Genomic DNA, 13,638 nt, shown 5'->3' on the forward strand with positions numbered 1-13,638 from the left:
ATGGTGGTCTCAACCGGTAAGACTGATCGGTCATACCCCGCGAGGCCGATGTGCAGGAATGAACAAGCTGAGGAGTATGCAATTCCGTCCGACGAAGGAGCGAGCAGATGACAGCCACAGATGACAGACAAGCAGAGAAGCCGAGTGGCGGCGCGAAGAAGGTGCTGCCGCCCGTAAACAAACGGGTCTTCATTGCCGCAGCGATCGGTACCCTGGCCATCACGGTCTGGGCATTCTTCGCCCCGGAGAACGCTGAGGGAGTGCTCGGCGCCGTCGTCGGTTGGACCTCGGACTGGTTCGGATGGTTCTACGTCCTCCTCGTTGCCATTGTGCTTGTCTTCGTCATCTACCTCGCGGCGTCGAGGTACGGATCGACGAAGCTGGGCCCTGAACACTCAAAGCCTGAGTACGGGCTTTTGGCCTGGGCATCGATGCTCTTCGCCGCCGGGATCAGCACCGACCTCATGTTCTTCGCAGTCGCCGAACCCGTCACCCAGTACCTCGCCCCACCGAGCACCCAGCCGGAGACGGTTGAAGCGGCACGGGAAGCAACCGTGTGGACTCTGTTCCACTACGGACTCAGCGGATGGGGCCTCTACGCACTCATGGGAATCGCGCTGGCGTACTTCGCCTATCGGATGAACATGCCTCTGGCCATCCGTTCTGCGCTGGCTCCGATCTTCGGCAAACGCGTTCACGGAACCTTAGGTGACTCGGTCGATTTCGCGGCGCTGCTGGGAACTATCTTCGGTGTGGCCACCTCGCTGGGAATCGGTGTGGTCATGGTCAACGTGGGTCTCAACTCCATCTTCGGCCTCCCGATCAATCCCACTTCCCAGATCGGCATCGTCTTGGTCGGAATCGCCGTGGCGACGCTGTCGGCCGTTTCCGGCGTCGACAAGGGCATCAAATTCCTCTCGATCCTCAATGTGTTCTTCGCGATCGCGCTGAGTATTTGGGTGCTCATTGCCGGCAACACCCAGTTCCTTCTCAATGCTTTCGTCCTCAACGTCAGCGATTTCGTGCGTCTGTTCCCGAACATGGTCGGCCAGACCTTCGCCTTCGAAGACACCGGAACATGGATGACCGACTGGACTCTGTTCTTCTGGGCCTGGTGGATTGCTTGGGCGTCATTCGTCGGCCTCTTCCTCGCCCGCATCTCGCGTGGCCGCACGATCCGCCAGTTCGTCCTCGGTACCCTGACGATTCCCTTCGTCTACATCTTCATGTGGATATCGATCTATGGGAACTCCGCGGTGGATCTCATCCGGAACGGCGACAAGGAGTTCGGCGAAGCGACGATGCTCAATCCCGAGGGCGGCTTCTATGAACTGCTGGCAAACTACCCGGCGTTCACCGTCGTGGCAGCGATGGCGACGATCACCGCGCTGTTGTTCTACGTCACCTCGGCCGACTCGGCTGCGCTGGTCATGGCGAATCTGTCCTCACACCTTCCTACACCACAGGACGACGGTCGCCCCGGTCTGCGCATCTTCTGGGCTGTCGCCACTGGAGCCCTGACGATCGCTATGCTCATCGTCGGGGGGATCGGGGCATTGCAGAACGCCACTGTCATCATGGGTCTGCCATTCGCGTTCGTCGTCATCCTCGTCATGATCGGACTCTACAAAGCACTGCGAGTTGAAGCGCACCGAGTCGACAGCGTCGATCAGAGCCTGCCTGCATCGTTGGCGCGACGCTCCCGTGCCGAGTCGGGGCAAGAGTCATGGCAGCATCAGCTCGGCCGTGTCCTCTCATTCCCCAGTGGAAACAAGGCGCGCGACTTCGAGCGCGAGGTCCTCATCCCCACCCTGGAAGAGGTCGCCGTAGAGCTGGGCGAACGCGGTGTATCCGCCCATTGCGGTCGAACCGACTCGGAGGGACACTTCGTTCAGGATGGTGAACTCATCCAGCTCGAGGTCGACGGTCAGGGAGAATACCCCTTCCGCTACCAGATCTGGCCGCACAAGGTCAGTGTCCCGTCTTTCGGTGGGCATGTTCCGCGCGGGACCGAGGACTACTACCGGATGGAGGTCTACCTTGATGGCGGCGCCGGGCAGGGCTACGACATCATGGGCTATTCGAAGGAGCAGCTCATCGACGATGTCCTCGACAAGTACGGTCGACATGTGGAGTTCCTGCAGCTGCAGGAGAACATCGCCCACAACGATGAGTGACGAGATCGAACTGAGCGCCAGCGTCGTCTGATGCCTGTTGGCGTCTGACGTTCGCCTCGCAGAGTCCCTGGTCTGCCAGACTGAGCCCGGCTTCTGTCCCCGTTGGGGGGCAGGTGCCGGGCTCAGTCGCGTCTGAGACCTGCCATGCATGTCCGCAGGGTCCGAGCGACCGATAGGGCGGTAAGGCCGCTGGTGGCCGGGTTCTCCGGGCTCGGCGTCGATGAGATCGAGAAGGCGAATTCGCCGGCCGGTCCGGTGGCGGTGATTTCATGGTGTGAGTCCTCTTGACGAGGATCCGCACGGATCTCGACGCCTGTCCGGTGCAGGGCCGCTTCCATGAGTTCGTCGTCTGCGACCGCACCGAATCCGAGTCCGCGCGTCGCCCACGCGAGCGCCACGGTGATGTTGACGTTGGCGGGGAACTTCACGATTGCCTCGGCGGGGGTACCAGTGAAGATCGTCAGTGGACCTGCAGCCGGAGTCAGCTGATTCAGCCGGCGGATCTCCTCTGCGTTCATCCAAGGCTGCACAAGGCCGCGAGGAGCCTTCGCCGTGGTGATGGACACCTCGTTGAGCGCCTGCGCTTGAGCCGCAGCCTCGAGAACATCCAGTCCGCCGATTGCACCATTCGTCACGTGGAGGTCACCTGGCCCTGCCAGAAGTGCCCGTCGGGTCGATTGATCCGCAAGGGCCCCGACGCTCGTGAGGACGAAGGGAATGCCGGCGGCCACGGCCGCCGGCCCAAAGCTCTTGGCAGCCGGACCCCCTGCACATTCGACGACGACGTCGGCCGTGAGTCCGGACCAGCGCGAGTCCTCGGGCGAGTCGACCTGGACGAGCTCGGCTCCCAGACCATGGTGCTCGGTGTGTTTGCCCAGGTCGCGGACCAGCGCCGTCAAAGTCAGCCGACCAGTCGAGATCTCCGGGCGCAACAGGCGAGCGACATGTCGACCGATCGCCCCGAACCCGATCATCAGCACTGATTGCACTTCACCGACTGGCCTCATGAGATCAGGGTACACAGTGGCACGGACACGGTGATGTCAGTGCCGCAGAGTAGCGTTGCGGTGTGGATGACAGAGGCAGGGGAGAGGCGCAGATGGCAGAGGCAATGGGCGATGAAGGCAAGGCCGCTGACGGGGAGAAGGCCGCTGACGGGGCGATCGTGGGTGAAGATGGCCTGGCGCGCACGCCGTGGGCCTATGGCGACCCGCTTCTGCTCAGCTACTACGACACCGAATGGGGAATGCCCGTCCGTGACGAGTCCGGGATGTTCGAGCGACTCAGCCTCGAAGGTTTTCAGGCGGGACTGTCGTGGTTGACGATTCTGAAGAAGCGCGAGCGTTTCCGCGAGGTATTCAAAGGCTTCGACGCCGAAACGGTCGCCGGGTTCGGCGAATCCGAGATCGAATCCCTGCTCGACGATCCCGGCATCATTCGTCATCGGGGGAAGATCGAAGCCTGCATCGGCAACGCGAGAGCAACTCTGGCGATGCGCGAAGAGGGTGGAATCGGCGATTTCATCTGGACCTTCCGACCGGAGACGACCCCGCGCCCGCGCACGCTTCGCGAGATGCCCACGAAGTCTCCTGAATCGCTGGCGCTGTCGAAGGCGCTGAAGAAGAAGGGATTCCGATTCGTCGGACCGACCACCATGTTCGCGCTCATGGAAGCTGTCGGTATGGTTGATACCCACGTCCTCGGATCCCATCGTCGAGGTACGTCCGGAGTCTGGAACGACTGACCTGAGGAAAGGCTGGAATGAACGATATCCGAGTCAGCGCACTTGCCCTGCGCCACCCCGAGGAGCCCCTTCTGCTCATGGTGCGCAAGGCGGGCACGACGTCGTTCATGCTCCCCGGGGGCAAGCCCGAAACCGGTGAGACCGCCGAGGCGACGATCATCAGGGAGATCAGCGAAGAACTTGGCCTCACACTCGATGCTGATCTGCTCTCGTCGTTGGGCACTTTCGCCGCAGATGCGGCAAATGAAGCCGACCACCGGGTGATCGGCGAGGTGTTCTGCTATGAGGGTCTGCCCGCTGAACTCAATGTCGAACGCATCAACCATCAGGCCGAGATCGCTGAAGCCGGGTGGTTTCCCTACGCTCCGATGCCAGCCGACACCTCGGAGCGTCAGTTTGCTCCGCTGACCCGTTTGAAAGTCATTCCGGCCATGGAGGAGCGAGGTCTCCTCACCCGATGACTTTGCAGTAAGTTGTCCTGCTGCAAGATCACCGTTGATCGGACCTCGATGGCACAGTGCTGTCAGGGGATTGCAATCGTATAACTTCCAGGTGCAGTGAAGAGCGTTTGTGATCTGACCTGTCTGCCGACATGCGTTACAACGACAGGTGTCGGCCTGAGACTGCGGCGCACCCGTATGAGCACGGAACGGTGCGCCGGCGGAGGTTGGCCGGGGTCAGGGGCGATGATCATCGCTGAAGATGTCGGTGTGCAGCCAGGCCGCCCTCGAGTCCCGGAAGAGTCGGATTGTCAGAAGAGCGTCTTAGGAGATGGCAATGGGATTGGGTGCACTGATGGAAGAGATCGACACGACGGTGGCGACCCAGCGCTCATCTGGCGATGCGATCCTCAATCATCTTTGTCGATGGCGCTGAAGTCCTCGACATTGCGTGGTGTGCCGGCGATGAGCATCTCGTCATCGGTGTACAGCGTCACCTCCTGATCCGCGATGTCCCAGTGCCCGTCACCGTTGCGCCGAAACGCCACGACTGTCACACCGTATGTGCCGCGCAGATCGAAGGAGCTCAAAGGCAAGTCCGAGATACGCGTCGGCGGAGTCGTGCGGGCCAGAACGAAGTCTTCACTGATCGGCAGGAAGTCCGACATGTGTCCGCGGATCAGATGAGCCAGGCGACGGCCCATGTCGGTCTCCGGGCTGATCACATTCTCGATGCCGAGCTGATCGAGTATCTCCGCATGCGTCTGGCTGATCGCCTTGGCCCAGATGTGTCCGTTCCCGATCTTCAGGATCTTCGAGGCGGTGAGGATGCTGGCTTCGAGATCGCTGCCGATGGCTATCACCACTCTGCTGACCTCTTCGATGCCGAGCTGTCGCAGAACCGCCTCATCGGTGGAGTCAGCCCGCGACACGAAAGCCAGCGTCTCCGAGTATTGGGCCACGACCGCCTCATCGATATCGATGCCGATGACGTCGACGCCATGTGCATCGAGTTCGGAGGCCAGTGACCCGCCGAAGCGTCCCAGGCCGATGACGGCGACTGCACCATGTCGCGCCAGTGGGCCGGGGTCGCCCAGGAAGAACGCGGCTGGCCTCGCTCGCCAGGATTTCGTTGTCATATCAGTGTCCTTCCTCAATGCGTTGTGGATGCCGTTGCTGTGGAGATCCGGGGTGGTCGCGGCGGCGTAGCCTCGCCGAATCAGTGCTCAGCCGATCAGCGGCCGTTCGACGGGCAGCTCGTAGCGAATGGTCCTGACCCTCAGTGCCAGGGCCGAGGCGACCGTCACGGGGCCGAGGCGCCCGAGGATCATGGCAAGTATGAGTACACCCTGGCTCAGTCCGGGCAGTCCAGAGGTGATGCCGGTCGTCAAGCCCACGTTCGCGAAGGCAGAGATGACCTCGAAGAGTATCCGGTCCAGCCCGAGACCGGGATTGTCGAGCATGATCAGCGACGTGGACAGGGCAACCATGCTCAGGGCGAGGACGATCACGGTCGTTGCCTGCCGATGCGCTGATTCGGCCACTCGGGCTCCGAACAGGTTTACTCTCGGTCCGCCGGTGACTTCGGCCCAGGTGATCGCCATCAGGACCATCACGGTCGTGATCTTCACACCACCGGCAGTCCCCGCTGGTCCACCGCCGACGAACATCAGGATGTCCATGCCGAACCAGGTTGCGGGATGCAGCTGTGAGATGTCGACGGAGTTGAAGCCTGCGGTCCGTGACGTCGTCGATTGGAACGCAGCGGTCTGCAACTTGCCCCACCAGTCAAGGTGGCCGAGTGTGCCGGGGTTGTTCCACTCGATGGCGGCGATGAATGCCGTGCCGGCGAGGAGCAGAACAGGCGCGACGACGATGACGGCGCGAGTGGTCATGGACCATTTCAGCGGCGTCCTGTACTGCCGGAAGAGTTCGATGAGCACCGGGTATCCCAGTCCGCCCAGGATGATTCCCACAGCGATTGGCCCGCACACGAAGGGATCGGTGGCATAGGCCGTGAGACTGTCGTCATTCAGCCCGAAGCCGGCATTGTTGAATGCGGAGACGGCGTGGAAGACCGCATCCCAGAGTGCATCGGCAGCAGGTTGCCCGTAGTAGAGCCAGAAGCGCAGCAGCAGCGCCGAGGCGATCGCGAGTTCCGTGGCCACCGTGAGACCCAGGATCCGCAGCACCATCGGTCTGATGCCGCCGATATGGGAGCTCTTCGCCTCGGCCGCGACCGACTGCCGGAGGCGAAGCCCGACCTTGCCGGCCACGAGCATCGCCAGCAGACTGGTGAGCAGAAGGATTCCGAGTCCACCGGCCTGGATCAGACCGAGAATCACGGCCTGGCCGAAGAATGTGAAATCGCCGCCGACGGAGAGGACTTCCAGCCCGGTCACGCTGATCGCAGAGGTGGAGGTGAAGAGTGCGGACAGAAGCGAGATTCCGCCGGGTGCCGTGGTGGCGGCTGGTGTCGTCAACAGCCCTGTGCCGATGACCAGCGCCGCGAGGTACGTCACGACCACTCGGCCAATGGCGTTGCGATGGGGGTTGTCTGCGTTCGGGTACCTAGTCACGACTCGTCAGCACGGCTTCCACTGTTGTCACCATGGATCCACAGTACAACTATCGGATCGCTTTGCATCGGCCCCGGCAGTCGAGAACCCTGTGGCAGTGTCACCGGGCTGAACGAACCCGTGAACGGCTACGATGTGCACGTACTGCACTATCCCCAGCAGCCCAGCAGCCCAGCAGCCCAGCCGACTATCCAGCAGCCCAGCCGACTATCCAGGAGAACAGTGATGGCAGAGAATATCCCCGCTCGCGCCGAACCACTCACAGACGTCGACGCGTCGTCGACCCGCGACCAAATGCTGGGCGAGCGTATGCGAGCTCCGGGACGGACGAAGCAGCGAGGCAAAGGGCGCATCCTGGCCAACACAATCCGTCACGTGGTCAATGACGAGGGGCTTGATCTGGCCGCGGGCCTGGCGTTCTACGCGCTTCTGTCGATGGCACCGGCAACCCTGGCCCTCGTGTCGATGCTCGGTGTGATCGGGGAGGCGAAGTCCACCACCGAGGCGGTCCTGGCTCTGGCCTCGGACCTGTCCTCCGAGGCATCCGAGGCGATTCGTCCGATCGTGACCGAGCTGGTGTCGACGCCGGCGGCTGGTCTCACGCTCATCGTCGGCGTCATCATCGCGATCTGGTCGTCGTCGAAGTACGTCGGTGCCTTCGGGCGGGCGGCGAACAGAGCCTATGCGGTGCAGGAGAGCCGACCCTTCTGGAAGCTCAAACCGATGATGCTGCTCATCACCCTGGTGCTGCTGCTCCTCATGGCGGCACTCGGTCTGCTGCTCGTGGTCTCCGGCCCCATCGCGGAGTCGCTCGGCCGTCTGGTCGGACTGGGGCCGGTGGCAGTGATGATCTGGAGTGTGGCCAGGTGGCCGGTGGTGATCGTCTTCGTCATGCTGATGATCGCCCTTCTCTACTTCGCGACCCCGAACGTGAAGAAGGCGAAGTTCCGCTGGTCGAGCATCGGAGCGTTCGTTGCGCTCATCATGCTGGTCATCGTCTCTTTGGGATTCGTCGTCTACATCAACAACTTCGACAACTACAACGCAGCCTATGGCGCTATCGGCGGTGTGATCGTCGGGTTCGTCTGGCTGTGGATGGTGAATCTGGCTCTCATCTTCGGTGCAGAGCTCGACGCTGAGATCGAAAGATCCCAGACTTCGGACTGAGATGGCAGGACTTCGGACTGGGTCGCTGAGTGTCGTAAGGTCACATCATGAGCTCCGATAGGTCCGAAACAACGACGTTCACGCCGGCGCTGCTGGGACTTGTGTGGACGGCGATGTTCGGATTCTCGGCGTTCTTCTTCAGCTATTCGACAATGGTCTCGATCGCCGCTGTCCACGGACTCTCCGCAGTCACTGGCGGATCGGTGCTGACGACCATGATGGTCGGCGTCATTGCAGCCCAGCCCTTCGCTCCATGGGTCGGCCAGGCGCTCGGGCTCAAGGGGGCTCTGTTCTTCGCCCTCGGGCTGCAGCTGTCGGGCCAGATCCTCGGTCTGGTTGTGCCTGCCCCGCTGCTTGGTCTTGTGCTGGCTGGGCTGTGTGGGGGAGTGGGCTTCGGGCTCTTCGTCGTGCTGGCCAATGCCGCTGTGCCGGCTACGACCTCCCCGGGCCGAATCGGCAAGGCGTTGGGGGTCTTTGGTGGGATCACCTCCTTGGCGGCCGCGGTCGGCGCGCCGCTTGGACTGTGGCTGGTCGGCACGGTTCCCGTGTGGACCTTCCGGACGATCGTGTGCGTCTCACTGCTCCTGGCAGTGCCGACCGTTGTGAAGTATCTTCCTGGGCGAGAGAGCATGCCTGAGCACGACCCCGCTGACGATTCGGGGGCTGTCGTCCGCACGGGTGGAACCGAACGCCGGTCCCGGGGCCGGACAGGCCGGACGATCGGAGAGGTGCTGAGCCTGATCGTCATGCTCTCTCCATTCCTCGTCGGCATGATCGTCTTCGGCCTCATTGTCGGGTTCGGGCCGGGCGAAGACGTCGCCGGTGCCGCACTGTTCATCGGCACGATGCAGGTCTCGGCCGTGATCGGCCGGTTCGTTGCCGGTGCCATCGCCGACCGTTTCTCGCCCTTCGCACTCAATCTTCTGGGCATCGTTCTGGCCGTCTCCGGATTGGTCGTCACTGTCGTCGTCGACGACGGACTGCTCTTCCTCGCGATGACGATCATCGGACTCGGGCTGGGCACGTTGCAGTCGGCGAGCCTGGTGATGGCATTCTCCAACGTCAGCACACCGGCGAAGGCCAGCGTGGCCTGGAACATGAATTTCGATATCGGACTGGCCATCGCAGGAGTCCTCGGCGGACTCGGCTTCACCTACCTCGGCGACTCCGCAACATTCCTTGTCTGCGCCATTCTGCTGCTGTCAGCCGGAGTCTTCTCCTGGATACTGCGAATCCTGCGGCGCTCGCGCTAGGTGCTGCGGCGCTTGCGATGAGTTCGTGAGCTGGTCTCGTCCAGTCTGGTCAGCACCCACACAGCTGCTAGACCCGTCCGTCACGATCATGGGGGTGTTTCTGAACGACGCGCTGATGATGCGTCATCGGCCCGGAGGTCATGTGGCGGAGCGCGGTCAGGTTCAGCCAGGCGTGTTCTGTCCGTGTGAGTTCTTGATGAAGAAGGACCCGATGACACCGAATATGCCGATGACCGCGGCAACGAAGAAGGCGATGTTGGCGCCGTGGACCAGCCCTTCGACTCCGTAGACTTCGGGGTCGCGTGTTGTGGAGACCATGATGGTGACCAGGACAGCGGTACCCACCGAGGCGGCGATCTGCCGGAAGGTGTTGTTGAGTGCTGTGCCGTGGGGGATGAGGCGCTGCGGCAGCTGATTGAGTGCTGCCGTCGTGACCGGCATCATCACCATGGCCACACCGAACATGCGGATCGTATTGATGATCGCGAGGTAGTGGAACGTGGTGTCTGACTTCAATCCGGCGAACAGGAACGTGGTGACGGTGAGCAGAGTGAACCCGGCGACCGCGAGCCACCTGGCGCCGACGGCGTCGAAGATTCGCCCGGTGACCGGTGACATCAGTCCCATGACTGCCGCACCGGGCAGAAGCACGAGACCGGATTCCATGGCGGAGAAGTCATTCATGTTCTGCATGTAGAGCGGCAGGATCATCATGCCGCCGATCATGACGATGAACACGCACATGCCCAGGGCAGTGTTGAGGGTGAACATGCGGTAGCGGAGCACCCGGAACTCGAGCATCGGCTGCTCCAACCTGAGCTGGCGCGGTACGAAGATGGCCAGTGAGACCACGCCGATGATCAGCGGAATGAGGACCTCGAGACTCAACCAGCCTGCATCGCCGGCGGTGCCGAAGCCGAACAGCAGCCCGCCGAAGCCGAATGTCGAGAGGATGATCGAGAGAACGTCGAGCTTGGGGTAGGTGCGTTCGGTGACGTTCTTGAGGATGAAGTAGGCGAAGATGAAGTCGATGATCGCGATCGGCAGCATCATGTAGAAGAGGGTCTCCCACGGCAGATGATCGACGATCCAGCCGGAGAGGCTCGGGCCGATAGCCGGGGCGAAGGCGATGACGAGACCGAACGTGCCCATCGCAGTACCGCGCTTCTCCACCGGGAAGATCGCGAAGAGAATGGTCTGCATCAGCGGCATGATGATGCCGCCGCTCGACGCTTGGATCACTCGTCCCAGGAGAAGGACCGGATAGGTAGGTGCCAGCGCACAGACGAGTGTGCCGACGATGAAGAGCACCATCGCGGTGAGGAACAGCCCTCGCGTCGTGAACTTCTGGATCAGGAAGGCCGTGATCGGAATCATGATGCCGTTGACCAGCATGAAGCTCGTCGTCACCCATTGCGCAGCGCTCGCCGAGATGTCGAAGGACTGCATGAATGCGGGCAGTGCAGTATTGAGCAGAGTCTGGTTGAGGATGATGACGAAGGCACCGGAGACGAGGACCGCAAGAACCACATTCCGGTTGATCGGCTTGCCGTCGCCCGTTGTGTACTGCTCACTGTCCTCTTGTGTCACTGAAATGCCTTCTTTCTCCTCAACTTCTGCTCACACCGGCACGGTCGGCGGCAGTGCATATCCGTCAGTCCGCACTGCGTGGGGGCTCAACCGCGCCGTGCGAGTCTACTCTCCGTCGGATCGGACTCTAGGGTCAGGGTATCGGCAGAGGGCAAGGCCGGGGTGTCGGGGAGAGGTCGCGGAGAGGATCGGTTGGCCTCAGTTGCCGGGTGAGACACGGATGTGGTTGCTGTCGGGGTCGGCGATGACGGTGACGCTCTCGTCCATCCACCTGGCAAAGAGGCTGTTGCCCGCCGAGGTGGCCGACAGCTGGTGCAGTTGGCTGACCACATCGAGATCCTGGCTCCCGCCCGGCTCGGGAGCTTGCACCTGAGCGGGCCGAGCAGAGGGCTGTGATGCACCAATCGTGGTAACAGGGTAGGTTGCAGATGTCGAAAGGGTGAAGGGAATGATCTTAGGCAGATGGGGCTCGTTCTGGGTTCGTGGTGCTGACTGGCTTCGACTATTCGCTGTTCTTCGCGTTGCCTGGTGCCATGTTGGGCCTGGTCATCGGTCTACCGGCCTATGCAGTATTTCGTCTCTGCCTTCTTCTTCGCCCTCGGTGCCGTCTCCGCGCTTCTCGGATTCGTCGTCTTCGTCATGGTGGTCGGCGGACCATCAACGTATACCTATGACTCAGCGTCGAGTGTTGCGGCGACGCTTGCGGGTCCCGTCCTGGTCGCTGGAGTGTTGAGCGCTGTTGCGTCGTTGCGCATCGTCGAACCGGCCGAAACCGTCACCGTGACCAGCCTCGGCGACTAGCGGCTGAAGCAACCAGTGGCCGAGGCGACTATCCGATCACACGACCCGGGTCGGTGGGGATTTCGTCTTCGACGGATCCGTCACGGGCAGATCACCGAGGGCATCGTCGATGCGGGCGAGCACCTCGGCGTCGAGCTTCACACCGGACGCGGCGACGTTCGACTCCACCTGCTCGGGGCGCGATGCCCCGACGAGCGCGGTGGCCACATTGTCGTTGGCAAGCACCCAGGCGATTGCGAGCTGCGCCATCGTCAGTCCGAGGTCGGCCGCGATCGGTTCGAGCTTGGCGACGGCGTTGAGCGTCTCATCGTCGAGATAGCGGCCGGTGATCATGTCCTTGCCGCCCTTCTCGTCGGTGGCACGTGATCCGGCGGGGGCAGGCTGACCGGGCTTATATTTGCCGGAGAGCACACCTTGGGCGATCGGGGACCACACGACCTGGGAGATCCCGAGCTCTTTGGAGGTCGGAACGACCTCGGGCTCGATGACGCGCCAGAGCATGTTGTACTGGGGCTGGTTCGACACGAGCTGGATGCCGAGGTCACGAGCCAGATAGTGCGCGGCACGCAGCTGATCGGCGTTCCATTCGCTGACTCCGATGTAGAGGGCCTTGCCGGCGCGGACGAGATCCGCGAACGCCTGCATGGTCTCTTCCAGTGGGGTCTCGTAGTCGTAGCGATGCGCCTGATAGAGGTCGACGTAGTCGGTGCCCAACCGGGACAGGGAGCCGTTGATCGACTCCATGATGTGTTTGCGGGACAGACCCGTGTCGTTGTGACCCTTGGGGCCGGTCGGGAAATAGACCTTGGTGAAGATCTCCAGGGATTCGCGCCGCTGTCCCTTGAGCGCATCGCCGAGGACCTGCTCGGCCACGGTGTTCGCGTACACGTCCGCGGTGTCGAAGGTCGAGATGCCGGCATCGAGAGCCGCATGAACGCACTTCGTCGCGGTCTCGTTCTCTACCTGGGAACCGTGCGTGAGCCAGTTTCCGTAGGTGATCTCCGAGATCTTCAGGCCGCTGTTTCCAAGATATCTGTGTTCCATGAACCCAGCCTACTCGTGTGGCTGTGCTTGGGAAGGGGCGTCGGCGAATTGCGTGAATCGACGATGATTGCGCATCCGGGCGCTCACGAGGTGATCGAGCCTCACCCTCGGCGGAGCAACGTCGATTCGAATGCTGCCGATGACCTCGCCGAGGTTGCTGTCGGCGGTGCGTTCTCCGCGAGGTGTCCGCGCAGGATGTCTGCGAATCCGGCGGAGTCGCCCGTGCGCAGGTGCTTGACCAGCAAGGCGTGCTCGGCGATGATCTCTTCGCACCGGTCGAGGAGCCGCTCACCCGAGGCGAAGAGGATGAAACGGTGCCGGTCAGAGAGCTGCGAATAGAGCTCCAGCATCACCTGGTTGTCGCCGGCCTCGACGAAGCCGCGATGGAACTCAAGCGTCAGGTCGATGAACCCGGCGACGTCTCCTGAATCGAAGGCCTCTCGCTGCGCCGCGATTGAGCGCTCGAGGGCATCGGCCAGTTTCTGCCGCGGCGCATCCGGGGCCCGGTCGACCGCTGTCGTCTCCAACACGAAGCGGGCGTCGGCGAGTTCGGCGACGGTGCGCACATCGACTCCCTGGACGATGGCTCCTCGCTTGGGGTAGATGAGAATCCACCCCTCGTCCTGCAGACGAGCAAGAGCCACCCGCACCGGTGTACGGCTGACCGCGAGATCGGCCGCCAGACCGGTTTCGCCCAGCATGGTTCCCGGTTGGTGGATGCCGTTGAGGATCTGGGTGCGGATGAGCTGATAGGCGCGCTCGGCTGCGCTGGTGCTGCCGCTGCTGCTCGTCGCCACCGTCTTCTCCTCATCTGCCGTGCAGAAGTTGTCCTTCTGTTCTGAT

Annotated in this window: 13 protein-coding genes; 6 read left to right on the forward strand and 7 right to left on the reverse strand. The window is 62.4% G+C overall.

What is annotated here, in order from left to right; genetic code table 11:
* Positions 1-107: 107 nt before the first annotated feature.
* Positions 108-2,177, forward strand: a complete 2,070-nt coding sequence (betT, locus tag BANT918_RS10265) for a choline BCCT transporter BetT (RefSeq protein ID WP_101620147.1) — start codon at positions 108-110, stop codon at positions 2,175-2,177.
* A 122-nt stretch (positions 2,178-2,299) separates the two neighbouring features.
* Here betT and BANT918_RS10270 read toward each other — a convergent pair whose 3' ends face one another.
* The gene (locus BANT918_RS10270) at positions 2,300-3,184 is read right to left on the reverse strand and encodes an aspartate dehydrogenase domain-containing protein (RefSeq protein ID WP_233429364.1); all 885 of its coding nucleotides are present in this window, start codon (positions 3,182-3,184) and stop codon (positions 2,300-2,302) included.
* 92 nt (positions 3,185-3,276) lie between these two features.
* Between BANT918_RS10270 and BANT918_RS10275 the strand changes: the two genes are divergently transcribed.
* Together BANT918_RS10275 and BANT918_RS10280 are read left to right on the forward strand one after the other, a co-directional pair.
* Positions 3,277-3,921, forward strand: coding sequence for a DNA-3-methyladenine glycosylase I (locus BANT918_RS10275; RefSeq protein ID WP_418904348.1), 645 nt, complete (start codon positions 3,277-3,279; stop codon positions 3,919-3,921).
* A 17-nt stretch (positions 3,922-3,938) separates the two neighbouring features.
* Complete coding sequence (locus tag BANT918_RS10280; protein ID WP_101620149.1) at positions 3,939-4,382, forward strand: NUDIX hydrolase; 444 nt, start codon at positions 3,939-3,941, stop codon at positions 4,380-4,382.
* 389 nt (positions 4,383-4,771) lie between these two features.
* On the opposite strand, the gene BANT918_RS10285 is transcribed toward BANT918_RS10280, so the two are convergent.
* Together BANT918_RS10285 and BANT918_RS10290 are read right to left on the reverse strand one after the other, a co-directional pair.
* Positions 4,772-5,500: a potassium channel family protein gene (locus BANT918_RS10285; RefSeq protein ID WP_101620150.1), complete on the reverse strand. Its 729-nt coding sequence runs from the start codon at positions 5,498-5,500 to the stop codon at positions 4,772-4,774.
* An 87-nt stretch (positions 5,501-5,587) separates the two neighbouring features.
* Positions 5,588-6,940 carry a TrkH family potassium uptake protein gene (locus BANT918_RS10290; protein ID WP_233429363.1) on the reverse strand — a complete coding sequence of 451 codons (1,353 nt, stop codon included), beginning with the start codon at positions 6,938-6,940 and terminating at the stop codon, positions 5,588-5,590.
* Positions 6,941-7,165: 225 nt separating this feature from the next.
* Here BANT918_RS10290 and BANT918_RS10295 point away from each other — a divergent pair, with 225 nt between their 5' ends.
* Complete coding sequence (locus BANT918_RS10295) at positions 7,166-8,107, forward strand: YihY/virulence factor BrkB family protein (RefSeq protein WP_233430435.1); 942 nt, start codon at positions 7,166-7,168, stop codon at positions 8,105-8,107.
* Between the two features lie 47 nt (positions 8,108-8,154).
* Positions 8,155-9,360, forward strand: a complete 1,206-nt coding sequence (locus BANT918_RS10300; RefSeq protein ID WP_101620151.1) for an MFS transporter — start codon at positions 8,155-8,157, stop codon at positions 9,358-9,360.
* Between the two features lie 162 nt (positions 9,361-9,522).
* Here the strand turns inward: BANT918_RS10300 and BANT918_RS10305 are convergent, their stop codons facing one another.
* Entirely contained in the window at positions 9,523-10,950 is a 1,428-nt protein-coding gene (locus BANT918_RS10305) for an MDR family MFS transporter (RefSeq protein WP_101620152.1), read from the reverse strand.
* Between the two features lie 198 nt (positions 10,951-11,148).
* Positions 11,149-11,280, reverse strand: a complete 132-nt coding sequence (locus BANT918_RS17930; protein ID WP_267892093.1) for a hypothetical protein — start codon at positions 11,278-11,280, stop codon at positions 11,149-11,151.
* A 234-nt stretch (positions 11,281-11,514) separates the two neighbouring features.
* Between BANT918_RS17930 and BANT918_RS10310 the strand changes: the two genes are divergently transcribed.
* A complete protein-coding gene (locus BANT918_RS10310) occupies positions 11,515-11,751 on the forward strand; it encodes a hypothetical protein (protein WP_101620153.1) in 237 nt (78 codons plus the stop codon).
* 36 nt (positions 11,752-11,787) lie between these two features.
* Here the strand turns inward: BANT918_RS10310 and BANT918_RS10315 are convergent, their stop codons facing one another.
* The gene (locus tag BANT918_RS10315; protein WP_101620154.1) at positions 11,788-12,795 is read right to left on the reverse strand and encodes an aldo/keto reductase family protein; all 1,008 of its coding nucleotides are present in this window, start codon (positions 12,793-12,795) and stop codon (positions 11,788-11,790) included.
* Positions 12,796-12,896: 101 nt separating this feature from the next.
* The gene (locus BANT918_RS10320) at positions 12,897-13,592 is read right to left on the reverse strand and encodes a GntR family transcriptional regulator (RefSeq protein WP_101620155.1); all 696 of its coding nucleotides are present in this window, start codon (positions 13,590-13,592) and stop codon (positions 12,897-12,899) included.
* Between the last annotated feature and the right edge of the window lie 46 nt (positions 13,593-13,638).

Origin of the sequence: Brevibacterium antiquum CNRZ 918 (genome assembly GCF_900169145.1) — a bacterium.
GTDB lineage: Bacteria > Actinomycetota > Actinomycetes > Actinomycetales > Brevibacteriaceae > Brevibacterium > Brevibacterium koreense.